21 protein-coding genes, 1 pseudogene and 1 riboswitch are annotated in these 25,288 nt (G+C 34.8%); of the genes and pseudogenes, 21 read left to right on the plus strand and 1 reads right to left on the minus strand.

From position 1 onward, the window contains the following. Nucleotides 1-63: 63 nt before the first annotated feature. The 12 genes and pseudogenes from CYJ57_RS05645 to CYJ57_RS05705 all read left to right on the plus strand — a co-directional run bounded on the left by CYJ57_RS05645 (nucleotide 64) and on the right by CYJ57_RS05705 (nucleotide 15,915). Nucleotides 64-498, plus strand: a complete 435-nt coding sequence (locus CYJ57_RS05645; protein ID WP_101954420.1) for a hypothetical protein — start codon at nucleotides 64-66, stop codon at nucleotides 496-498. Nucleotides 499-787: 289 nt separating this feature from the next. Further along, nucleotides 788-1,810: a phosphotransferase gene (locus CYJ57_RS05650; protein WP_101954422.1), complete on the plus strand. Its 1,023-nt coding sequence runs from the start codon at nucleotides 788-790 to the stop codon at nucleotides 1,808-1,810. A gap of 204 nt (nucleotides 1,811-2,014) precedes the next feature. Further along, nucleotides 2,015-2,971, plus strand: a complete 957-nt coding sequence (locus CYJ57_RS05655) for a glutathione S-transferase family protein (protein ID WP_101954423.1) — start codon at nucleotides 2,015-2,017, stop codon at nucleotides 2,969-2,971. 247 nt (nucleotides 2,972-3,218) lie between these two features. Beyond that, nucleotides 3,219-4,310: an alpha/beta hydrolase gene (locus tag CYJ57_RS05660; RefSeq protein WP_101954424.1), complete on the plus strand. Its 1,092-nt coding sequence runs from the start codon at nucleotides 3,219-3,221 to the stop codon at nucleotides 4,308-4,310. A gap of 167 nt (nucleotides 4,311-4,477) precedes the next feature. Then, entirely contained in the window at nucleotides 4,478-5,698 is a 1,221-nt protein-coding gene (locus CYJ57_RS05665) for an ATP-binding protein (protein WP_101954426.1), read from the plus strand. Between the two features lie 621 nt (nucleotides 5,699-6,319). Next, a riboswitch (SAM riboswitch) is annotated at nucleotides 6,320-6,417 on the minus strand. A 278-nt stretch (nucleotides 6,418-6,695) separates the two neighbouring features. Next, a complete protein-coding gene (gene abc-f / locus CYJ57_RS05670) occupies nucleotides 6,696-8,225 on the plus strand; it encodes a ribosomal protection-like ABC-F family protein (protein ID WP_101954427.1) in 1,530 nt (509 codons plus the stop codon). A 441-nt stretch (nucleotides 8,226-8,666) separates the two neighbouring features. Further along, complete coding sequence (locus tag CYJ57_RS05680) at nucleotides 8,667-9,254, plus strand: type IV toxin-antitoxin system AbiEi family antitoxin domain-containing protein (RefSeq protein ID WP_101954429.1); 588 nt, start codon at nucleotides 8,667-8,669, stop codon at nucleotides 9,252-9,254. Then, nucleotides 9,251-10,095: pseudogene (locus tag CYJ57_RS05685) on the plus strand (nucleotidyl transferase AbiEii/AbiGii toxin family protein). Before CYJ57_RS05680 ends, CYJ57_RS05685 begins: the two are co-directional and overlap by 4 nt. 383 nt (nucleotides 10,096-10,478) lie before the next feature. After that, a complete protein-coding gene (locus tag CYJ57_RS07840) occupies nucleotides 10,479-10,634 on the plus strand; it encodes a hypothetical protein (RefSeq protein WP_180764409.1) in 156 nt (51 codons plus the stop codon). A gap of 80 nt (nucleotides 10,635-10,714) precedes the next feature. Beyond that, entirely contained in the window at nucleotides 10,715-11,017 is a 303-nt protein-coding gene (locus CYJ57_RS08000; protein ID WP_244896587.1) for a hypothetical protein, read from the plus strand. A 1,857-nt stretch (nucleotides 11,018-12,874) separates the two neighbouring features. After that, complete coding sequence (locus tag CYJ57_RS05695; protein WP_101954432.1) at nucleotides 12,875-14,374, plus strand: RNA-binding domain-containing protein; 1,500 nt, start codon at nucleotides 12,875-12,877, stop codon at nucleotides 14,372-14,374. A 680-nt stretch (nucleotides 14,375-15,054) separates the two neighbouring features. Further along, complete coding sequence (locus tag CYJ57_RS05705) at nucleotides 15,055-15,915, plus strand: VOC family protein (protein ID WP_101954434.1); 861 nt, start codon at nucleotides 15,055-15,057, stop codon at nucleotides 15,913-15,915. Nucleotides 15,916-16,005: 90 nt separating this feature from the next. Here the strand turns inward: CYJ57_RS05705 and CYJ57_RS05710 are convergent, their stop codons facing one another. Next, on the minus strand, nucleotides 16,006-16,560 hold the full coding sequence (locus CYJ57_RS05710; RefSeq protein ID WP_101954436.1) for an NADPH-dependent FMN reductase: 555 nt from the start codon (nucleotides 16,558-16,560) through the stop codon (nucleotides 16,006-16,008). Nucleotides 16,561-16,668: 108 nt separating this feature from the next. On the opposite strand from CYJ57_RS05710, the gene CYJ57_RS05715 reads away from it, so the two are divergent. The 9 genes from CYJ57_RS05715 to CYJ57_RS05760 all read left to right on the plus strand — a co-directional run bounded on the left by CYJ57_RS05715 (nucleotide 16,669) and on the right by CYJ57_RS05760 (nucleotide 25,158). Then, entirely contained in the window at nucleotides 16,669-17,007 is a 339-nt protein-coding gene (locus CYJ57_RS05715) for a winged helix-turn-helix transcriptional regulator (protein WP_101954437.1), read from the plus strand. A gap of 216 nt (nucleotides 17,008-17,223) precedes the next feature. Then, complete coding sequence (locus tag CYJ57_RS05720) at nucleotides 17,224-18,633, plus strand: aldehyde dehydrogenase family protein (RefSeq protein WP_101954438.1); 1,410 nt, start codon at nucleotides 17,224-17,226, stop codon at nucleotides 18,631-18,633. Between the two features lie 311 nt (nucleotides 18,634-18,944). Beyond that, nucleotides 18,945-19,784 (plus strand): hypothetical protein, encoded by an 840-nt coding sequence (locus tag CYJ57_RS05725; protein ID WP_101954439.1) that lies wholly within the window; start codon nucleotides 18,945-18,947, stop codon nucleotides 19,782-19,784. A 1-nt stretch (nucleotide 19,785) separates the two neighbouring features. Next, a complete protein-coding gene (locus CYJ57_RS05730; RefSeq protein WP_101954440.1) occupies nucleotides 19,786-20,739 on the plus strand; it encodes a hypothetical protein in 954 nt (317 codons plus the stop codon). Nucleotides 20,740-21,037: 298 nt separating this feature from the next. After that, nucleotides 21,038-22,903 carry a heavy metal translocating P-type ATPase gene (locus CYJ57_RS05735; RefSeq protein ID WP_101954454.1) on the plus strand — a complete coding sequence of 622 codons (1,866 nt, stop codon included), beginning with the start codon at nucleotides 21,038-21,040 and terminating at the stop codon, nucleotides 22,901-22,903. Nucleotides 22,904-22,961: 58 nt separating this feature from the next. Further along, nucleotides 22,962-23,249, plus strand: a complete 288-nt coding sequence (locus CYJ57_RS05740; protein WP_101954441.1) for an iron-sulfur cluster repair di-iron protein, ric — start codon at nucleotides 22,962-22,964, stop codon at nucleotides 23,247-23,249. Nucleotides 23,250-23,264: 15 nt separating this feature from the next. Beyond that, nucleotides 23,265-23,498 (plus strand): heavy-metal-associated domain-containing protein, encoded by a 234-nt coding sequence (locus CYJ57_RS05745; protein WP_101954442.1) that lies wholly within the window; start codon nucleotides 23,265-23,267, stop codon nucleotides 23,496-23,498. A gap of 40 nt (nucleotides 23,499-23,538) precedes the next feature. Continuing rightward, nucleotides 23,539-24,216: a Crp/Fnr family transcriptional regulator gene (locus CYJ57_RS05750; RefSeq protein WP_101954444.1), complete on the plus strand. Its 678-nt coding sequence runs from the start codon at nucleotides 23,539-23,541 to the stop codon at nucleotides 24,214-24,216. Nucleotides 24,217-24,681: 465 nt separating this feature from the next. After that, complete coding sequence (locus tag CYJ57_RS05760) at nucleotides 24,682-25,158, plus strand: methylated-DNA--[protein]-cysteine S-methyltransferase (RefSeq protein ID WP_180764410.1); 477 nt, start codon at nucleotides 24,682-24,684, stop codon at nucleotides 25,156-25,158. Nucleotides 25,159-25,288 lie beyond the last annotated feature (130 nt).

Here is a 25,288-nt window from a genome sequence, read left to right on the forward strand (position 1 = left end):
TAATGGCTATATGTAAAGGTCATTAAAGCTGATTTTTTTAATTAGAATATAGAAAATTTTAAAGTGGAAAATATTTTTGAAATTCATAAGAGAGTATATATACAGCAACCATTTGATGGTATTGAACTTTTATTATTAAAAATGATAAATTATTGTGATTATTTAGATAATGAGGATAAAGCATCATTAAGCTTATCAGCATGTTTAAATTTTGCTAATTGGTTATGTTCAACAAGAAAACAAGAAGATAGTTCATATGTTGATCAATTAAATATTCTGCAAGTAAAATATCGTCTAGGTTCATTAAGTGCAAATGAAAATAAAATACTTATTGAAGTAATCGAAAGCTATATATCAAGAAATAATGAAAAGTTTGCCTCATCAGTTTTACTAAGAAATACTACTTTAGCGGACAAATATTTTGACCTAATTTCCGGAGATATAAAAGAAAAAATAATAAAATATCCGATTTATACTTTGTATAAAAAACTAAAGTAGTTAGCGAATCATTTACAGCAAATCACTATGTTCCACATATCATTTTATATACTTGCCTTATCCACGACACATGTTGAGTGTATAGTATTGATGCAAAAGATAAAAGAGTAGAATGTTGTTATATCAGCTTTTTGAATGTGTGAGTCATATTCAGGAAGCTGATTTTTAGTATAATGAGTGTGAATAGCGATTGAAATTGGGATTTAATACCCAAAGTTAAGAACGAGTCTAGAGAAACGGGTCAATAAATAGGGAAATTTTTAGATTAATCTTATCGGTAGGTGAAAGAATGGAACGTTTAATTAATGAACTTAAAGAAGACCACGAGCTTCTGAACAGAATATGTGATCACTTCAATATCAATAATAATTCAACGCTTCAATTTATAGATTCTAGTCACTCCCTTGATGATATTCGATTAAATATATTTATCGATAATGATTGGGTTGTTAAGATCAATTCAAAAAATAATATAAATGAAGCAAGCTTTAATGAATTAAATCAAGTGATTCTAAATTATAGGAGCAGTGGGATCTATGCTCCCAAAAATAGAAAATCAATTAATGGCACATATTTATATGAATTTAAATACAGTGGGAAAAATTTGATTGCCTATGTTGAAGAGTATGCTCCTTATCCAGTTTGTAAAGATGGAGAATTTACAGATAAGATAAAACTCGAGGCATTAATCGCAACAGCGGATTATATGCAGAAATATAATCAAAAAGACTTAATGAGTCGTTATAGTATGTGGTCTATTATCGAATTGCCTGTACTCAATGAAGGGATTGATGAGAAAGAAGAGAATTTTCAATTACTTGTTAGTGCCCTTAGAACCATTAATGAATTTGAACTGGTTAAACAATTGGATTCGATAAATCGATTGTGTAGAGATCGAATTCATTCGGTATTTTCTAAGCTCAGAAAATGTTCGATACAAGGAGATTTAAATGCATCTAATATTCTAGTTGATCGAGGTCGTTTTGTAGGATTAATTGACTTTAACATGGCAGGAACTGAAGTCAATATCAATAATATATTGAATGAAACACGTTTCGATTTGAAGATGGAACACTTTGAGGAGTTTTCAAGTAAAGAGATTTTTGAATTAATGACGAATTACCGTAAATCAATCTTAGACAAAATGTTTGAATGTTATACCTTGGATGCAATTGAATTGAGTGTATGGCATGATTATCGAAAAATTATTGATCTCTTTTTATGGCCCAGTGTTGCTCTTAGGACAAAGATGATGGAAGAGAATAAGTATGTAGAAAAAATTATCGAATTGATTCGATTAATCATGAAGTAATAAGTCTAAATAGAAAAATCAATCAGTTGTGTACAGATTCTATATTATTTATAAAGCCACATTGTTATTTAATTCAACAGTTCGTGTTTGAGTTATGCGGTCTTTAGCCTAACCAAACCCTAATACGTGAGATGTGTCTGTGATTATATTACAATAGGAATATATAGTTTGAAGCTGAGTATTATTTCTAAAAGGAGATGTATTATGGGATTATTAGTAGACGGTGTTTGGAAAGACCAATGGTATGATACAAAATCAACGGGTGGTCGTTTTGTACGTAAAGATTCACAATTCAGAAATTGGATTACAATAGATGGTTCACCAGGTCCGACTGGTGAAGGTGGCTTTAAAGCGGAAGCTGGACGCTACCATCTATACGTCTCACTGGCTTGTCCATGGGCTAGTCGCACTTTAATGATGCGTAAATTAAAAGGTTTAGAAGATATAATTTCAATCTCTATCGTAAACCCAATCATGTTAGAAAACGGTTGGACATTTGCACCAGACCAAGGTGTAATTCCTGATCCAATCTTGAACGCTGATTTTTTACACCAAGTCTATACCTGTGTTGACTCTGAGTACACTGGTCGAGTAACTGTTCCTGTTTTATATGACAAGAAAAAAGATACCATCGTCAACAACGAATCATCTGAAATTATGTTGATGTTAAACTCAGCCTTTGATGAAATTGGTGCTAAAGAAGGCAACTACTATCCAGAAGAATTGCGTGACCAAATTAAAGAAATGGATGACTTTGTATATCCCAACATCAACAACGGTGTTTATAAAGCTGGTTTTGCGACAGATCAAGCAGTTTATGAAGAAGAAGTTGGTCATGTATTCGATGCCCTAAAGAAATTAGACAGCATTTTAGCTGATAACAAGTTCTTACTAGGCGACAAATTTACTACTTCTGATATTCGCTTATTCCCGACTTTAATACGTTTCGAGCATGTTTACTATGGTCACTTCAAGTGCAATATTAAACATTTAACTGATTTTGAAAATGTATGGCGTTATACACGTGAAATCTACAATATGCCAGGTATTTCTGACACAGTTGATTTCTATCACATCCAACACCATTACTACGGAAGCCACCCAACAATCAACCCGAACGGTATTATTCCAGCAGGTCCTGCAATTAGCTTAGACATTTAGATATAGATAATCACCTGGAGAACGTGTTTCTACAGGTGATTTTTTGTCTAGGTGCGCCCAGCATGGGCGTTAACTTGGCGGTTCAAGCACGCTGAAAGAATCGTTAGTCGTTAGGTCTAGGTCTAGGGCATCAGAAGTTTCAGTATGTGTAACATATGTTTGACAATTCTATAAATGATGTTTGACGCTAGATATGTTGTTTGTTTCGTGAAAGATGTTGCTTGTCAAAAGAGAAGAGGTCTTGAACATGCATGATAAAACGAAAACATTGAAAAAGGGCTCAATCTGGAAAAAGGTACTTATTGGACTCGCTATAGTGATGATGGTATTAGTAATGGCATTAGCATTTTTTTCAGTCTTTATCTATCGGGAGAATATTCCAGGACGACAAGAAGGTTTTGCGCCCTTAATGTTAGCAGTAGAGGATTTTGACGGATTACAACGAACGGAAATCCCTTTTGATTCTAATGAAGAACAAAAACTCATGGGGTATTTATATCAAAAAGGTACGAATCAAAAAGGGGTCATTGTCTTAGCCCATGGCTTTGGTGACGGCGGACATAATTCTTACATGGATTTAGCCGATTATTTTGCGACGAATGGTTATTATGTATTTACTTGTGATGCGACTGGAACTGATCAGAGTGAAGGGGAAGGTATAGGTGGTTTCCCACAAGGAACTATTGACTTGGATTATGCGATTCGTTTTGTTAAAACTCAAGACCAGTTGAAGGACTTGCCACTCATGCTATTTGGCCACAGTTGGGGTGGTTATAGTGCGGGCAATGTCTTAAATTTTCAACCCGATGTTCAAGCGGTCATTACGGTAGCGGCATTTAATCAATCTTCGGATAATTTTGAAGTGGTTGGCCGGCAAGAAGCTGGCGACGGTATTGAAGTGATGATGCCATTTGTTAATCTATATGAACGCATTAAATTTGGAGATTATGCCACTAAGACGGCTTTAGAAGGTTTTAGCAATATGAATGCCAAGATTATGATTGTGCAAAGTCAAGATAATGAAGTGGTACCGATGGCTTATGGATATAATCTGTTTTATGAGCAGTATAGTAAAGATAATCGTTTTCAATTTGAGCTTTATGAAGATCGAGGTCATAATCACCTATTCAGAGATGAGACTTATATCAATGAGTTTTTAGACGGCATGAACACTTACGTCAATTCATACTCGTTTAATGATGATGAAACAGGCGAAGCATTACGTGATGAAGCGAAAACAAGCTATATCCTAGAACATCTTAACCTCGAGAAATGGAGTCATTCATTGGAAGAGTCTATTGTGAAAAAGTTTGTAGAGTTCTATGATTCGGCTTTGTAGTTAGAAAGGATAAAGTGAACAAAAAAGCTCAAAAAATGAAAAAATCCGACCAAAATGGAATTATATTCCAGATTGGCCGGTTTTTGCTTGAAAATAACTGTTTTTTCGACTAAAATGGAATTGAATTCCAGATTGGACGTAAAAAATATATAACATGAGGTGAGAGTATGGTATACATTAAACGAACAGCCGAAAAAGTAATAGAAAAAATCGTGTCAACATTTAAAATCGCATTAGTGACAGGACCGCGTCAAGTAGGGAAGTCGACATTATTAAAAGAGTTGTATGGAGCAGAATATGAATATGTAACTTTTGATGATATAAATGAGTTACATTTAGCAACAAGTGATCCCAAATTGTTTTTCATCAATCATCCAGGAAAATTGATTATTGATGAAGTACAGTTGTGTCCTGAAATCTTTTCAGAATTAAAACGAATTGTCGATTCAACGGATGAGGTCGGACAATTTATCTTAACAGGGTCACAGACATTTGCATTAATGCAAAATGTCAGTGAAAGTCTAGCTGGTAGAGTCGGAATAATGGAATTAAAGCCACTATCAACCCAGGAAATTATAGGACATAGTCAAACTAATGCATTCGTTCCCTCTACGACGTTAATACACGATTCGCATTCTGAGTTAAATTACTCACAACTATGGGAAATTATTCATCGTGGTTCTTTACCAGAACTTTATCGCAGACCAGAGATGGATTGGGAAATGTATTACTCGAGTTACTTGACTACCTTCATTCAAAGAGATGTTAGACAATTGACAGCTATTCAAGATTTAAATCTTTTTAATCGATTTATTTCAATTTTAGCTGCAAGAACCAGTCAAGAAGTGAATTATGCAAATATAGCACAAGAAGTAGGAGTGGATCAAAAGACGGTAAAAGCTTGGATTGGTATCTTGGAAGCAAGTGGAATGATATATATTATTCCAACCTTTTCCAACAATCAATTAAAGCGCGTTACAAAAGCACCTGTTTTGTATTTTTTTGATACTGGATTAGTTGCATATTTAGGAAGATGGACCACAGCCAAGACGCTCCAGAATGGCGCTTTTGCTGGAGCGATATTAGAAAACTATTGTGTATCCGAAATCATCAAATCTTATAGTAATCAAGGGAGCAGTCATTATCCTATTTATTTTTATCGCGACAAAGATAAAAAAGAAATCGATTTAATTATTGAAGACGCTGGAGTTTTATATCCAATTGAAATCAAGCATACAGCAAGTCCAAATGTGAAAATGACCAAGCATATGTCGATTTTAGACAAAGCAGAAGGTTACGAAGTGGGCTTAAAAACCATTTTGGCACAAGTAGAGCGAAACTATTTATTGGCAGAAGATACACTCGTATATTCTATAAAAGAATTATAATGCTGATACATCTCAAAACGTCCTTTAGTATGGTTTAGTCACTGCATTAATAACGTTTTGAGATTTTTTTCTATATCGTACGCCTGCCGGAATCGTCGAATTAGGTGCAGGTGCAGTCAATAATCTTTCAAACTTCACATAAACTTTCGGCTTATGAATTTAGCTCACCTGTTTTTATGATTAAGTATGGTGCTACTGATGTTTCGAAACCATAAAGTTGTTTTCCTTCTAACTGCAACTATCAGCTTCATATAAAACAATCTATTTTGGTGGATTGTTATTGGTGAACAATTTTAATCAAAAGGATTTGGAAGAAAAGCACTAATAGCTGTTGAAAAGTACGTACATACTCAAGAAGAATATGAAAAGATCGTATCTGATTATGTGGTAGGAAATGAAGCCATGAAGTATTTATTAGAAACAGAAGGCTACACAGAAACTGGTAAGCAGGAAGCGTGGAATGAGGTCATAATGACTAAAGAGTAAAAAAGTAGAATCGCCTAATTCCCTCAACAAACTCTTCAAAAGTAACTTTCTTTTTTGGTAACATATCAACTACTACTAGTTATTTATTCAATTAAAACAGCACAACGGATGCGTTGTGCTAGAAAAACTAGTTTAGACTCATCTTTCTCTTTCGAGTTGGATTTAGCACCTTACCTATCGTAGGTTGCTGCAGCTTCATTGGGCCAATTCCCTCTGATGACTTTAAATAAGTTGTGGTTTTTAATTGTAATAGGATGGGAGCATAATAATTAGATGATTACTAGCAAATAGATGATGAAATAGAACATCTATGTTAAAATATAGTTAATAAATAGAAACGAGAGGTATAAAGACATGGAGTTATCGATTAACTAATTCTCTAGACTAAATTTCTCTTCCTAAATCAAGGGAGAAGTATGCAGTCAGACCGTTAGTTGATAGCTAGCCATGTCTTTTTGTGTGCTTATTTTTAGTCTAGCTTTTTGTTTAAGATGAAAAGGAGGCTAATTTAATGCAAGCAATTAAATTAAATAATATAAAAAAAGAAATTGCAGATCGTGTTTTATTTGAAATAGACTCATTGATAATTAAGAAAACAGATCGCATCGGGATTGTAGGCAGAAATGGTTCAGGAAAATCAACCCTTTTAAAAATGATAGCGGCTGAAGACAATGATTTTCATGGAGAGATAGACATTCACGGCAGAGAGGCATACGTTCCCCAGTTAAAAGAAACTTCCACCATGTCTGGTGGAGAACAATCTATGGCCTTGATTCAAAAAGCGATTCAATCACATCCAGATATTTTGATTTTGGATGAGCCTACTTCCAATCTAGATGTAGAAAATTTGAATTTATTGATTGAATTGTTAAGCGAGTCAGCAGCAACCTTAATCCTTGTAAGCCATGATCGACACTTTCTGAATAAATTAGTTAATAACATTTGGGAAATAGATCGAGGAAAAGTGCAAACTTATTCTGGAAACTATGATGATTTTCATGCCGTGAAAGAGTTAAAGACCCGACAACATCAAGAAGCTTATAGTGAGTATCAAAATAAAGTTAAGCAATTAGAAAACGAAGCTCATAGACGTTTACAAAAAGCCTCAACTTTCAAAAAGCGAAAGAAGAATGTAAGCAGATCGGACTACAAAGTAAATTCTTTTGCAGGGAAATATGATGCTCAAGAAAAAGCAATGGCTAAATCAGCTAAAGCTCTAGAAAAGAGGATTGAGAAGTTGAATCCTGTAGAAGCTTTGATTAGAGAGCGTTCTTTTATATTCAAAGAAGTAGGAAACTTGGATAACGATGCTTCTACCTTAATTAACTTAAATGAAGGTAAGTTATTTATTGAGAAGATTGAGTTATTTTCTTATCCTCCCTTTAAAATCACTTTTGGGGATAAGTTGTCTATAACTGGACCTAATCAATCAGGGAAGACCTCTTTTTTGAGAGCCATATTAAGACAATCATTAAAAGGCTACTACTCCCAACAATTAAATATCGGTTATTTTTCCCAAAATTTCAATGTACTTGATTTGAATGACTCGATTTATCACAATGTAAGAAAAGGAAGCTTACAGTCTGATTTTGTTATAAAAAATGTTTTAGCTTCTTTAGGTTTTGACCATAAAGTAATTTATCAAAAAGCAAATGTTTTATCAGGTGGAGAGCGAGTACGTTTGTCATTTGCTAAAGTTTTATTAGGAGACCATAATTTATTATTATTAGATGAACCCACTAACTACTTAGATATTGATACTTTAAAGTCTGTAGAAGGCTTTATTAAGAATTATCCTGGAGCTGTTGTTTTAGTTTCTCATGATCAGACCTTCGTTGAAACAACGACGGACCAGCATTATTTTATTGAAAGTGGACAGTTATTGTCTACTGCCTATCAATTTAAAAATAAAGATAAAGTTGAACAAGAACTATTATTATTACAATTTCAATTAGATGAAATGGTTATGAATCCAGAGACGCAGTTAGAAGATATAAGAGAGATTCAGAGAAAAATATCAAAATTAAAAAGCAATGACTAAGCTTAGACGCGTAGTCGGTCTGCGACGAAGTAAGTCATTACGGAGACCTGTGCGATAGCTGTCGAAGAGTGACGAACGAAGTGACGGAGGGAAGCGGAAACAGCGAACTGTCGAGACGGTAGCGTTGATACAAAAGCTGTAAATTTAGAAATCCTGTATTTTAAGCAGTTTGTCTTTGATAAAGATGAAGAAGGATACGTTTAAAAAACTCAAAAAAAACTACATGGACGTAGAAGTAGTTTTGAGATTAGTATGAGGGAACACAAAAATAAGATAAACTCATTTTATACTTTCTACAAGAGTAGCTTACAAGGCTGCTCTTTTTTATTAAAGGCAGTAAGGATTCGTTACATCCTTCTCAAAATATAAAACAATCACAAGCTAACTTTACACATTCGCTTTTGTATCATATAATAAAAGCGAATATGAGAGGGGTGAACTATGGATACACTTAAAGAATATATACAAGAAAATTTAGTAATCACTAACAAAGAAGCAGAAGAACTTGGATATACCAGGCATAATCTATCAGAATTAACAAAGATCGGACAATTAGAGAGATTAAGACCAGGACTATATCAATTAAAAGGAAAAGTAATAGACGATTTTGTTTTAATATCATCTAATAGTAATCGAATTATATTTTCCCATCAAACAGCCTTATATCTTCACGACCTATCTGATAGGACCCCAAATGTATTTCATATATCTGTACCCCAAGGTTACAATGCAAGCCATATCAAAAAAAGATATGAGGATCTACAAGTTCACTATGCAAAAAAAGATTTATACGGACTTGGGAAGACAGAAATAAAATCACCACAAGGCAATTTTATACCAATTTACGATATTGAAAGAACAATTTGCGATATTATAATTGACAGAGAAAAAATAGATAAACAGATTTTCACAGATGCCTTAAAAAGATACTTTAAATTACCGCATAAAAATCTAAGACGACTCATAAAATACAGTAGATTATTAAAAATAGAGGAGGAAATTAGGAAATATATGGAGGTATTATCGTGACTAATATCGAAAGTATAAAGGGCAAGATAAGAAGTCTAGCAGAGAAGAAAAATCTGAAGTCGCAAGAAGTTCTACAAATATATTTTTTTACGAAAGATTTTTAGAAAGACTATCTAAATCACAATACAAAAGTAATTTTGTAATAAAGGGAGGATTCTTAATATCATCCTTGATCGGTATTGGAAATAGAACAACTATGGACATGGACACAACCATTAAAGGCATAGCTCTAAAAGAAAAAAGAATAAAAGAAATTGTAGAAGAAATGATAAATATAGATGTCGATGACGGAATAAAATTTGAAATAAAAGACATCAGTTATATAAGAGAAGAGGACGAGTACGAAAACTTTAGAATATCCCTAATAGCAAATGTTGGGAAAACTAAAAATCCAATGAAACTAGATCTAACAACAGGAGACGCAATAACACCCAAAGAAATAGAATATACCTATCAATGTATTTTTAGCAAAGAAGATATAAAAATAATGGCATATCCATTAGAAACAATTCTAGCAGAAAAATATGAAACCATAATCAGAAGAGATATAACAACAACACGAATGAGATACTTTTACGACCTATATACTCTCTATAAACTAAAAAAAGATGAGTTAGATTATGAAATTTTAAAAGAAGCAATAGAAAGAACCTCAAATAAAAGAGAAAGTCAGGAGATAATGAGAGACTATGAGGAAGTAATCGAGGATATTAAGGAAGACTTATATCTAAGATCTTTGTGGGAAGTATACCTTAATGAAAATAAGTATATTGGAGATTTGACCTTTGATAAGGTTGTGGGTGTAGTTACAATTTTATCACATAGGATCAATGAGATGTAATTTAACAGACACTGTTTGACAAATCTTAGGGAAGAAAATATTAAGGGTAGAAGAAGTGGAACTATGAGCTGATTTTTCTTTTTTTAAGATGGACAGATTACATTGAAATTAGCATCAGAAATTATTGAAATGAGTGATGCGACTGCTCGTAAATTGCTCAGAGGTTTAAATGATAATTTAAAAAACTCAGAATCAAATAGATGAGATCCACCTAGACCTATTGAAGTAAAGTATATACATTTTTACTCTTTAAAACGATGAATTTCAATAATTATTGCAATTCATCGTAAGCAAAAAATTTTCTATAGAATAAAATCAGTTTGCAGAGCTGAATAGAATAGCAATTCATTGCACTATTAAATTGAGAAAGGGGAGGAGATATTATGGAGATTGCTTCCAAGTTAATTTCTGTTGATGAAAGTCAGAAAAATATTATGGGTGTAATATTCAATTCTGATAAGAAATATCGCGCTGCCCTTTATTCTAATTCATCTAATATGATTGAGGGGTGGAACCCAACAAGAGATGATGTTAGGTAGTTAAAAAGCGAATCTATGTAAAGTATTTGGGTGAGTGAAAATATCGAATCGGGACTACATGCGAATTTTAAGGAGAACCAATGAGCATAATTAGAATCAATTCCTACGATGATCATCGCTTCAGTCAAGAAGCGCTCAATCAGCACGGATGCTATATCGCAGATGGCGATGCACCTGTAGAAATTATCATCACCTCACAGAACGAGGCACTTATAAAAGTTGATAAAATCTATTTTGATGAGGTCATTGAAGCCTTTCGCTTTAATGCACAGCACATCACCAATTTTTATGATCAAAGCGGTAAACTTGTGAAGACATTCAAAGAGCTGGCGCTTTTTGAGCTTGATCTAGATAACATCCAACCAATACAGTTTTTTTGTTGATCGAGATAAATTAGAAGCGGTTAAGAGTTTTGTCAATTGCGAGGAAGGCGTGATCATCCCAGTTGTTAAGCATGAAGGCACATACGCGTCGCTAGATGGGCACACACGTCTCTATCTGGCAGACAGCCTTGGGTTCAAGCGTGTATACGCTTATCTTAGTGAAGCTTTCGATGTCTTTGACTATTTCTTGGATGAAGCAAGACAAAGAAATATTCACACCGTAAAAGATTTGATCTTACTTGAACATGAGGATTACATTGTTCAGTGGGATAAGTTTTGCGAGGCGTATTACATGACGAGAGAATGTGTAAGTGGACTATTTACATAGGAATATGAGATATAACCTTCTGCTAGTCTTGATGTTGTTCTAATTAGAAAAATATCCTTAAACTGAAGATCTCCCTTCATCAGACACTATTGTGTAAAGAAATATAAGATAGACAAATAAAGAGAATGGAGTAGATTTGGAATCTTTATATTTCAATAAAACTTAGCTAGCTCCATGCTCTTTAAAAAAAGACTCTTTCAATATAAGTGAGTATTCTTATGATGATCAAAGATTGATATTATTTTAATCTCGCCATCATTGATTTACATACGCCAATTGCGCCATAGTGGCGAGAAAAGGTTAAGATTATTAGCATCTACAAAAGTAGGTGCTTTTCTTATGCGTATTTCTAGAAGGTGGTAATATAAACATTTTAAATTTAAAATTTTAATCGAGGAACAAGCCCAAAGACAGGAAGAGGAAATTATACTTCAGAGTAAAAAGTAAAAGAATAAGCTATATATTTTATTTTTAAATGATGAACTAAATACTGAAATAACTTCATTTGTCTTTAGAGAAAAATTAATGACTCTACTTTTATATTGAGGAAATGCTTATGTTCAGATAATTCGTAACTGAATAATTGAGGTTGAAGACCTTTATAAATTAATGCCAAATATGATGATTGTAATGGGAAGTGAAGACTATGGAGCGCAATTCTTTTAAAATGGAGCATAGCCAGGTGAAGTTTTAGAGCATCTAGAAAGATTCAGGGAGCTGTGGAAAGCATCGTTTCAGGGCCTAATAAGGGCAACAAAGCGGCTGTGCTTGAGGATGGAATGAAATCCAGCTAATAACAGTAGTACCAAGTGAGGTCAGGTTTTGGAAACAGAAAAGTTCCAGCTAAATTAGATAGCAATAACTCTTTAAATCTCGCCTCATATAATTGATGACTTGGAGAAGTCATCAATTTCAAAAATATAACAATTGTCACTTGAATATGTTTAATACACTCTCTATCCTTGGATTGTTCGTTGACAGCACTACTAACAAAGAAGGGAAAAAGTCCTGCTTTACTAATCTCAATCTTGATGGACCACTTAACGGTAACAGTAACGTCGTATTGATTGAAAATAATTGATGATAGGGAACATAGGCTATGTATAGGATTTAAATGTTGAGGGAGGCTCCTGAGGGGAAGTTTTTTCTATTGGAGGAAATAACAGGGGAATTTTTTAGAAGAGTTAGTCAAGAGAAATCCCAATCATATTGTGATGATATCATAGTTCTGTGTTTCTCTTTTTGGTACAATGATAAAGAATTAATCGTGAGTGAATCGTGCGAAAAATGTGTGGAATAAATCAAGAATGTTGATGTGCTACTACATGAAACGAAAATAATCGTGAGTGAATCGTGCGAAAATCGTAAAGGATAAATCAAGAATACTGATTTGATGCTGTCTGAAACGAAAATAATCGTGAGTGAATCGTGCGAAAATCATATGAAATAAAGTCAAGAAATTTGATGTGGATAAGGCTCTAAACGAAAATAATCAAGAGTGAATAGAGATAAAGAATGGAGGTATTTTAGTGAAAGAGTCCGAAGTGCTAGAATTTATTGAAGGAAGATATGTAGAACTGAAGAAAGCTAAAAATAAAATTCCTGATTCTTTTTGGGAGACATACTCTGCATTCGCAAACACAGATGGTGGGATTGTTATTTTTGGTGTGGATGAAAACTCAAAGCAAGTTGTGGGAGTAGAACAGCCAGAAAGAATGAGAGATGATTTATTCAATATGGTGAACAACCCACAAAAAGTAAGTGCTAATCTGATTAGTGATAATGATGTGCATATTATAGATGTAGACAACGGCGTTCAAATAATGATGATAAAAATACCAGAAGCTCCTTATCAGCTGAAACCAGTCTATTTAAAAGGTAATCCTCAACTCACTTTTGAACGATTAGGTGAAGGGGACAGAAGACTAACCCCTGATAAATATAAAGAATTAGTGGTAGGATCTCAGTCTGAGACCGACAACGAGTTGTTATTGAACTATGATTTATCTGATTTATGTGATGATGATTTAGAATTTTATCGAAAAGAATTATACGAACAAACGAATAATACTCGTTACAAAAATATAGATTATAAAGATATGTTAATAGAAGTGGGTGCTCTTCGAAAAGATCGACAAGGCGACGGTCAATATTATTTGACTGTTGGAGGATTACTATTCTTTGGGAAATATACATCGATTACAGATCGTTTTCCAGGTTTTCAGTTGGACTACTTTGAAAAAGAATCGTCACTTGATGTAGATTGGAAAGATCGGGTTTCATCAGGGGATGCAGCATTCCCCCAACTGAATGTGTATAGCTTCTATAGAATGGCAATGGATAAACTAAAAGCAACGATTAAAGATGAATTTATGCTAGACAAAGATACTCAGTCAAGGCTTCCATTTAGAACAGATTTATACACAGCTGTCAGAGAAGCATTAGTTAATTCGCTTATGCATGCCTATTATGATTCGAACAGTCCTATCGTGATAACAGCTTATCCAGATTACTATGAATTTTCTAATCCAGGAAAAATGAGAATTACTGTGGAAGAATTTATTCATGGAGGTCATTCAGACATTAGAAACCACACCATGTCTACAATTTTGCGTAGGATAGGTATTTCTGAGAAAGCAGGTAGTGGAGGCCCCAGAATATTTGATGTCGCTTCCAAGTACAATTTAAAACTACCAGAGATTATTAGAGATCAATATCAAACAAAATTGAGAATATGGAAGGTTGACTTAGAAAAAACATTTGGAGGGTATCCAGAAGATCAGAAAAAGATACTTTATTTTCTAATCGAAAATCAATCAATCGCTAGAAGTGAGGCAAAAGATCAACTTTCGATGGATAATTATACATTTAGAATAACGATCAATCAGCTTTTGGAGAAAGACATGGTTGATATTATGGGTAAAGGAAGATCAACTCGTTATATTTTGAAGCTTTCTTCACCAGAACGGTCTTATAAATTGAAAAGAATTTTAAGGTCAATAGAAGATAACATTATTAACAGAGGATAGGTTATCATGACAGGTTTTGTTTATCAATCGTATTGCATATTTTAAGTGATAATATCGATTCATATTTTATTCTTATCAAATATCTTATCCATGTAAAGATGTTCCAAGAATAGTGAGTTATACAAACACAGTATGTGTAACGCAGCGAAGCTTATAGCAAGGAAATCATTAGATGCACTATAGAGAGAGGGCTTAGTGATAAAATAAAAACATTAGCATAGTAGAGGAGATTTTATGCAAAAGAATTTTAGTAAGAAGATATTTCTAATTGGATTCGTAATTTTTGTGATTTCTTACCTACTTCCAGTAGATATACTTGAAAGCTACACACATCTAAGACCAACGGGACTCACATCGATGTTTGTTTGTCCGATCATTGGGCTAGTCGGATTAATATTTGGAATTAAAGAAAAGGACAGGGTATCTATGCTATTGAATCTACTTCTAATTTTGTTATTCCCGATAGCAATGTTTGTAGGTCATCTAATATAAGTATTATAAATAGAACAAGAAGAAAGTCGTTTAAACAAAATGGTCTCCAAAAGTTAGATGAAACTTCTAACTTTTGGGGGCTATTTCAATACGCTATTCTCAAGTAAATTATTTGAAGTTAATTCAATATAACCATACAGTTAATTAGAAAGAATAACGAACATACGATAGGAAAGAGAGGGATAAAAGTGATATTTCATCAGAAACCCGCAACCTATGTTGGGGAAGTCCAGTTGAAAGTAAGTAATTTAAGTGAATCGATTCGTTTTTATGAAGAAGTCATTGGGTTAACTGTTAAAGATAAGTCAGCATCTCAAGCATCATTTACAACGAATGGGAAAGACACTTTACTAACAATTATTGAACCAGAAGATATACAATCGAAAAAAGGACAAACGACCGGGCTATATCATTTTGCTTTATTACTGCCAACGCGTGCAGATTTAGCACAAGTCGTTAGACACTTTATTCAAGACGGAATTCACTTTGCTACGGGCGACCATTTAGTGAGTGAGGCAATATATTTAGCGGATCCTGATGGGAATGGAATCGAAATTTACGCAGATCGTGATCCAGCTGAGTGGGAATGGCAAGATGGTGAAGTTGCAATGACGACTGTCGCAGTTGATATTGAAGATTTATTGCAAGAGAAAATAACAGACGTCTGGCAAGGGTTACCAGAAAATACCGTCATGGGACATATTCATTTACAAGTAAATGATCTCGAAGAAAATGAAAAGTTCTATATTGATGGGCTTGGATTCTCCGTGGTCAATCGTCATGGGGATTCAGCGTTATTTATTTCAGATCATGATTACCATCATCATATTGCACTTAATACATGGGCAAGTCGATCTGCGCGACATGCTGAAAAATCAGAAACAGGCATTAACGCTTATACCATTCTTTTTCCAAGTGAAGAAGTGAGAAATGAGAAAATAGCACAATTAAAGAAAATCGGAGCAACCATCCATGAAGAAAATGGTGCTTATTATACGTATGATCCATCACACATTAAACTAATTTTAACTGTTGATACATCCAATTAATAAGGATGAATATGCTAGTCAAAAAAACCGAGGAGTAATTACTCCTCGGTTGCATTTTTAATATGATAAAACTTTTAATGGTACAATTTCCTACTTATGAAATCTCTCAATTAAATCAATAAACGCATCGACAAATGCTTGTAAAAATTGAACGGTTTCTTCATTGCTTACTTTGCCGTTCTCATCCAATAAAGTTGAAACGTTACTAATATAAGCTTCAGGCTGTTGAAGCACGGGCATGTTTAAGAATACAAGTTTTTGTCGTAAATGGTGGTTAGCCCCAAATCCACCGATGTTACCAGGAGATTGACTAATAATAGCAGCTGCTTTACCATCCCACACACTTTCTCCATAAGGTCTCGAACCTATATCAAGTGCATTACTTAATACAGCAGGTACAGAACGGTTATATTCAGGTGTTACAAATAAGAAAGCATCGAATTCCTTCACTTTGTTACGAAATGCCATATATTCTGCTGGAGTATCAGGTTCATTATCATCATCTTGATTATAGAATGGGAGGGTTCCGATTTCGATAAATTCTGTTTCATATCCTTCTGGGAATAAATCTGCAACATTCGCTGCAATTTGTTTAGAAAAAGAATCTTTTCTCAAGCTACCAACTAGAATACCGATTTTTTTCATTTGATATCTTCCTTTCTATTGATATCATTATAATAAATAATCACAAATTTTATAAGTAGGCACTTTTAAGTGGTATAGTATCTTAAAAGAAACTGTAGGAGGGTAAAAATGAAAAAGATAATAACGGACTGTCGAGTTGATGAGGCGTTAGATATTATTGTTGGGAAATGGAAACCAATCATATTACTTCAACTATTTGAACATCAAACAATGCGTTTTAATGAACTAAAACGTGCGATTCCTGGAATCACACAGAAGATGTTAACAACACAATTACGCGAGCTAGAGAAAGAAGGTATTGTACACCGAGAAGTTTATCCACAAGTTCCACCGAAAGTAGAATATTCCATTACGGAGTACGGAAAGTCTATTGAGCATGTTTTAGATGCGATGCATGAATGGGGTGTTTTGCATATAGAACATAAAAAGAAACTTCAAAATGAATAAACTTAAAACTTTAGACAATAAATCTAACTTTTGGGAATCAGCTCATAAATTTAACAGTGTTCAATCGAGTTATTAGACATTGAATGAAAACCCTTGTAAAATATTAGTTAGTATATATTAGTAGAAATCACGAAAAACAAAAAGGAGGTATGCAGCGATATTTCAATTAACAGTCTAAAGAAGTTGAATGTTGATAAGCAACGAGATGGAGGTATTATGAAATTCGAAAAATTATATATCAATGGTGAGTATGTAGATTCTACTTCTGGGGAATTTATCGAAGTAGAAAACCCAGCCACAAACGAAATTATCGGAAGAGTTCCTCGAGGAAATGCAGAAGATGTTGACAAAGCTGCTCTAGCTGCGAAAGAAGCGTTTAAAACGTTTAGTTTAACCCGTCTTGATGAACGAATTGAAATAATGGAAAAATTCGCAGCGTACCTAAAAGAGAATATTGATGAAATTGCTGAATTAATTACCAAGGAATTAGGATCTCCAATTGATTTTTCTAAAAAGACACACGTACAATTTCAAATAAACCGTGTTGAAAAATATATCAACATCGCAAAAGATTATGAGTTCTCAAGAAGAGATGGTGGCGCCCTGATTGTTAAAGAACCGGCAGGGGTTGTCGGATGTTTAACGCCTTGGAATTATCCACTTGGACAAATTATTCAAAAAGTTGTATTTGCGATTTTAGCGGGTAATACAATTGTGTTGAAGCCTAGTCAGCAAACACCACTTGTTGCATATTACGTCGTAGATGGTTTTGAAAAAGCAGGACTTCCAAAAGGAGTATTAAACCTCGTCACAGGAGCGGGTGGTGAAGTAGGTAATGCGATCGCCACAAGTAAACATATTGATGTGATTTCCTTTACTGGATCGACTAAAGGTGGAAGTGAAGTTGCAAAACTCGCCCAAGAAACGGTTAAGAGAACGACGCTCGAATTGGGTGGTAAGTCGCCAGCTATCTTCTTAGATAAGGAAAATCTAGAACTCGGTGTCAAACAACTGCTAGGTATCGTCATCCGCAATACCGGACAGACTTGCTCAGCTTGGTCTCGTGCGATCGTTTTAGAATCCGTGCGCGAAGAATTTGAAGCGGAGGTTAAGAAACAATTCCCAGACTTTAAAGTCGGAGACCCAATGGACATCACCAGCATCGCTGGACCTTTAGCCTCTAAAAAACAATATGATAAGGTTACAGATTATATTGAAAAGGGTCGAGAAATCGCTGATGTTTTAGTCGAAGGTGATTATGACTTCCCAAAAACAGGTTACTATGTAAATCCAATTGTCTTTAATGATGTGAAGAATGATGCAATTATCGCGAGAGATGAGATATTTGGACCGGTACTTTGCGTCATCTATGTGAAAGACAAAGAAGAAGCGATTGAAGTTGCGAATGATACAGAGTATGGCCTAGCCGGTGCTGTATTTGGCAAACAAGACGAAGCGCTTGAAGTAGCGAAGTTGATTCGTACAGGAACGATTACAGTAAATGATGGACCTGGCGAAACGGGTACACCTTTTGGTGGCTACAAGATGAGTGGCTATGGTAGAGAAGGTGGCATTGAAGGTCTAGAAGAATACTTAGAAACTAAGACCATTAATGTGAAAGCATAGAATCGGGACTCTTTGTAGATCAGGTTAATGAACACTTATAAGGAGCTAAGTTGCATTTTGCAGCTTAGTTCTTTTTTTCTTTTCATATAATAGACAACCTTGATATGGAAGTGTTTTGATTCAACACATACATGGTTCAAAAAAATTTCTAATTATGCCTGGAGATGTTAAAATGAAGCCAAATAGGTTGATAAGTTGATTTTTGAAACGGACATTAAACTGGATGGGAAGAAGCAGGAAATTTATTTCTTAACAAAATAATCGTGTATGGTCTGGACTTGTGTAAAATGTAAAAAACAAGGAGCGAAAAAATGAAAAGAAAATTATTGGTCGGAATAATGATTGGACTCACGACGATGATGACTTCTTGTCAGACTATTGAAAAAGCAGTAGAAGAAACATTCGCTACGCAGCCTCAAAAGCTAAATGTAGAGGATAAAGAAGACAAAAATTTTTTAGACAAAGTTAAGGATTTCTTTTTTGATGAAAGTAATGACCCCGTTTTTATATTAGACATCATTAGCGATGCAGAAGATAAAATAGGCTTTGAATTTTCTACTGAACTCGATTCCTATTTTAAGAGGTATCTAACGGAGAATGAAATTCAACGGTATTTATCCGAAGAAGAAGTAATTGAGATCGTTGAAAAATTTGACGAAAATAACTTCATATTAAATCCTGATAAACGTGATGAAGTGATGGAAGAGTTATTTGAACTGGTAGGTACGAGAGATTTCTATATTTATGAAGCTCGATTTAGACTTTATGATAGTAGTATCTATATTTATATCGTGAATCCTGACCACCCTGAATACGTAGATCTGTATTATTATAATTCAGGAATTGGCTCATGGACGGTCTTACCAGAAAAATTGAGTGCGAATGTTGATCCCATGGCAGGAGCAATTTTATTATCAGAAATTGATTTTGAGAATTTTAACAAGATTATGGATGCCGGTATTGAAATCTTGAAAGAAATAGGAGATTACAGAGAGTTCAATATAATGAATAATGAACTCGGAATTAACATGATTAGTACGCATTGGCAGGGGGAGGATTTAGTTTTTAAAGCTGAAGTGAAGGGTGTTAGAGAAGACTATAATTTAACATTTGATGCAAAGGGTAATCTAATCGAGAAAGAGAGGAAATAATATGGCGTTTATATTTTTATTCGTGTTTTTCATGTATATTTTCCCTATATTTTTTCTTGCCGTACCAGTTGTTCGGACAACGCCTATTGTTGCTACAGTGCTCTTAGTTATTGGTGTAATTCTTTGGTTGGTACAAACTTATATGATTTCAAAGTTTATCACGGGGCCTAAGAAACAGGCGAAGCAACATAAAAAGGTTCAACAAAACGGAAAGGCAGTCCAAGCTGAAATCATAGCTTGGGAGCATGACGGATTGATAGAAGGTGATCCTTCCAAAAAAATATTGCTTACCTTTACGAATTTAGCGGGGAGTCAAGTCAAGACCTATCTGCATCTTGTTGACACTAAGGAACATGAAAAAAGGTTCGAGCCTGGAAAAGAAATTACTATAAAATTAAATCAAAAAGGTTTTGAACCGCCATTTACCGTTGGAAAAGGAGAATATGCGACATCGCCTCGACCTTGGATCTGGCTTTGGCTGATTTTTAATATTCTTTATATGATTGGCTTTTTTCTTGCTTCCTATTACTTTCAGAGCGACGGATACGGTTGGCGTTTTCTAAATCCATTTTCGTCATGGTTGTGGGCACCCGTTTTCGGAATATTTATTATAAATTTCTTGTTAAAAACATTAGGCAGCCAAGATATTATTAGCAAATTCTACCAACTTACCTCGGTTCGTTCTGATAAAGATTTTGGCGAACTATTATTATATGGTAAAACAACGCAAGGTGAAATTATTAACTATTCTCAGACAGGAACGTATATTAATGAACAGCCCCAAGTACGATTTGATGTTCATTTTTTAAATGACCGAGGAGACTTGATAAGTAAAAAGTTTAAGCAAATCATTCCTCTGACTGATTTACACCAACTGAAAAAAGGCGAAGCTGAGGTTATCTACCTCCCGAGAGATACGGATATCTTTATGGTCAAGCCTTCTCAGTCGGAGTGAGTACAGTAGAGTTGGTATGATCTATTCAAATTGATTTCCTATTTTATAGAAAGAGAAGGATTGTATTATGGGGAAAACATTTATTGAATTATTAAATGAAGAACGAACTAGCCTCTTTGCAAAATAGGGTTGATAAAATATTTTTCAGGAATTAAGTTGCATTTTACCGCTTAGTTCCTTTTTTGTGATTTTCTTCTATCGAGATTGTGACGGCTATCGATTGACAGCGATCAAGGTGCGTTAAAGTTTTCCCCTGTATGATTAGATTAAAGAAATCAAACAGAGGAGAGTAATTATGATGCAGAAATTTATTCAATGGATATTAAAGCATAAAAATCAGATAATGGTCATCCAGCTCATCTTTCTCGTCTTTGGCTTTGGAGCAAGATTTACTATCCATTCAATGAATCTTTTTAATTTGAGTTTAATATTTGCTTCGATTATTGGGATTTTACCCATCTTCTTCCAGGCCTATTCTGCGCTGAAGGTAAAGGTTGTTTCCATTGACGTTTTAGTCTCGATTGCGGCATTGGCTGCTTTCTTTATCCAAAATTTTGAGGAAGCCGCGATTGTTACTTTTCTATTCTTATTTGGAAGTTGGTTAGAGGCGAAAACGCTCGATTATACGCGTTCTTCTATTAAAGATTTGACAGAGATGGCACCCGATACTGCTTGGGTTAAACAAGCGGATGGTTCATTTGAAGAGATCGACGTCGATTTTGTCGAGGTTGATGATATCATTCAAGTCAAAACGGGCGGCAGAGTCCCCGTGGATGGAACCATTATTGAGGGGGCAGGTTATTTAAATGAAGCCTCAATTACCGGTGAGTCGATCCCAGTGAATAAAGCAATCGATGATGAAGTTTATTCCGGCTCGCTGTTAGAAAATGGAACCGTCTATCTTCGAGCAGACCGAGTGGCGGAAGATTCGACTTTTGGTAAAATTCTTGAATTGGTTGAAGAAGCTCAGGACGCTAAGAGTTCGACAGAGAAATTTATCGATCAGTTCTCAAAATACTATACACCTGCGGTCTTAGTGATTGGTTTGATGGTAGGGCTTCTAACACGAGATGTCGAACTCGCAGTGACGATTCTTGTCCTAGGATGTCCTGGTGCGCTTGTGATTGGTGTTCCGGTATCGAATGTTGCGGGAATTGGGAATGGCGCAAAAAATGGGATTCTCCTTAAGGGATCAGAAACGATTCAAGATTTTGCAGCTGTGGATACTATGATTTTCGATAAAACCGGAACCTTAACGGAAGGAAAACCCAAAGTAGCTGATGTAACCTTCTATTCAGAGCAGAAGGAACAATCGCTCCGTTACTTATTGGCGATTGAAAAAGAATCTGACCATCCATTAGCACGAGCAATTATTGAATATCTAGATAATGATGATACGCTTCTAAAGATTGATATGAGTGAAGCGGTAAAAGGTGGAGGTATACTCGCTACGATTGAGGGGAATCAAGTTGCGGTTGGAAATTTAAAATTGATGGAGGAACAAGGTTATATAATCTCACAGGAAGTTAGAAATGATGTGCGAGATTTTGAAAGTAGAGGGAATTCGATTGTTCTAACAGCTGTGAATGGGGAAATCGAAATTTTAATGGGAATTCGAGATCAACTTAGAGTGGGTGTGAAAGAGCAATTACAGAAACTAAGAAAACAAGGTGTTAACGACTTGATTGTCGCATCAGGAGATAATCAAGGTTCCGTCGACATAGTCGCTAGTGAACTTGGTCTGACACAAGCCATGGGAAATATGCTACCTCAGGATAAGGCAAATCTAGTTAAACAACTCGTTCAATCAGACCATACCGTTGCATTTATCGGGGATGGAATTAATGACAGTCCTTCCTTAGCTAATGCTCAAGTTGGCATTGCGATGGGATCAGGGACAGATATCGCGATCGAAACATCTGATGTCGTGCTTGTTCAATCTGATTTTGACCATCTTAATCACGCTTTAGGATTGAGTCAGGCAACGAATCGAAATATGAAGCAAAATATTGTTATTTCTATAGGGGTTGTCGTTATCTTAGTGTCAATGTTGCTGTTTACACCTTGGATGAGCATGTCGATTGGAATGTTGATTCATGAAGGAAGTATTTTAGCGGTGATTCTCAATGCGATGAGATTACTCCGATATAAAATGATAACTTGACGGTGATCAAGGAAGGTTTCGACCAAACTAGCTAAGATAACAGTAAGGGGGAATCAAAATGCAAGAAAGTATTGAGTTTTTAAAGAATCACCATGACCAATTAGATACTTTTACGAAGGCTGTCGCGAAGGTCCATGGAAATCATCACCCAGAAGTGATTGAAGTAAGAAAAATTTACCAACAAATTGACCAAAAATTAAACGGCGGAGTCGATAATCTTGACGCTGAGTTTGATTCGTTACGAAAAGTAACATCGAATTATGAAATACCCGATGATGCATGCGAAGCCTTTTCGACCGTATATCAAGTATTACACCAAGCAGACACATTAAGAAATAAAAAATAAAAGGAGTGTTTAATTGTGCAAAAAGCAACATTAAAATTAGAGACATTGGCTTGTCCATCTTGTTTACAAAAAATAGAAGCAGGTATCAAAACATTGAACGGGATTGATCCGGAGGACGTGAAAGTCATGTTTAACGCAAGTAAGGTAAAGGTGCGATTTGATGACCAAAAAACTTCACTTGAAGAAATAGAAAATATGATTGAATCCTTGGGGTATCAAGTATTAAAATCGACAGCTAAGAGTGAATAAAGTAAAATAGGGATAATAGGAGACAAGGAGGCGATTAAAGATGACAAAGCACCAATCGTGCTTGTATCTGGTTCCCATATTTAATCATTTGGATGACTCATCCATGCAACTCATCGCCAAAAAGATTAAACATCAGTCCTTTAAGAAAGGTGACTTTTTATTTCAAGCAGGAGACCAAACAGATAAGCTCTATGTTGTTCATAAAGGAAGTATTAAAATTTATCGACTCTTAGCAAATGGCCGCGAGCAAGTCGTCAAAATCTTAAAAACAGGTGACTTTATTGGAGAAACTAGTATTTTCAAAAAAGATACCTATCATGAAGATTACGCTGAAATATTAGAGGATAGTGAAGTGTGTGTAATCGAGCAAAAAGACCTGACTCAAATTTTAAAAGACTACCCAGAGATTTCGCTCAAAATTATTGAACAAATGTCGAAGCGACTGAATGATTCCTATAAGCAAACGACGCAAGTCACCACGGAGAGTATTGGCGTTCGTTTGGCTATGTACCTAGTGGATCTAGTGAATTCAGATAGTGAAAGTCCAACCGTTACGCTACCTACTTCACGAAAAAATATTGCTTATTATTTAGGTACAACCCCAGAGTCAATCAGCCGAAAATTTAAAGAACTAGAGGAAAAAGGACTGATTATTCAAGAAAGTTCCTCCTTAATTAAAATAAATAATCTCGATGATTTAGTCTATTATTCTGAATAAATATATAAACTCACGTTATGGCCCGACTCATCGCTGGATAATGCGAAATGAGTCGGGTCTTTTGATGTTCTATAATAAATAAGGTTAATGAAAAATATTTTTCCAGCTGATTTAATGTTAAAATAAAGAAGAAAGTCTCGACAGAAGGTTAATGAGATAGAGAAAGGATAACCAAAATGAAAAAAATTAATGAAAATATTTTTAAAATAACTTTGATCATGGGGATTATAATTGTGTTCTTAAATTTAATTTATTTTGTCGTATATAAAGATGCTTTTTTTAATAAAAATACGTATTCAGGAATTTTAATTATAATATTTAGTCTATATTTCAGAAATATCGATTCAGTTTCTAATTGAAATACTGCGCTGATAGCATTACTAAGAATACCCTTGCCATATTAAACGCCATATATAAGAAAAAGTATTTTAAGATGCTATGTTACAAAAAGTGAGGTGCAAGAGATTGGATTTCGCCGTTTATACGTTCCCTTTTGGATTCTTGAAGATTGGCTATCGGGGAGAAGTTTTATTATTGCTACAGAAGATTGATGCGTCCGCTGATGCTGGAAGGAAGACAGACTTCACAGAACGTGTCTATACAGAAATTATGGAGTATTTGAAGGGTGAACGAACGTCGTTCGATATTGCATATGAGCTAGAAGGAACGGAATTTCAAAAGAAAATTTGGGAAGAACTAACAAAGATTCCCTATGGTGAAACACGCACCTACAAAGAGATTGCCGTGGCGATTGGTAACCCTAACGCTTGTCGTGCCGTTGGAATGGCCAACAACAAAAACCCGCTGATGATGATTGTCCCTTGCCATAGAGTGATTGGTGCAAATGGTAAGCTGGTAGGTTATGGCGGGGGAATTGCTATGAAGAGAGAGCTGTTAGCGATGGAAAGGCGGGCCATGAAAGGGGATCATGCTACCTCATGAAATTAAAAGACATTAAAACCTACCGCAATCAACATCATTTGAGGAATTGTTATATTCAATTTGATTTGAATGATGAGGTTCTGTTTACTTCTCATTTGTTCTGTCAGTTGTATTTTTAATTATTATGACC

Origin of the sequence: Falseniella ignava (assembly GCF_002847645.1) — a bacterium.
GTDB lineage: Bacteria > Bacillota > Bacilli > Lactobacillales > Aerococcaceae > Falseniella > Falseniella ignava.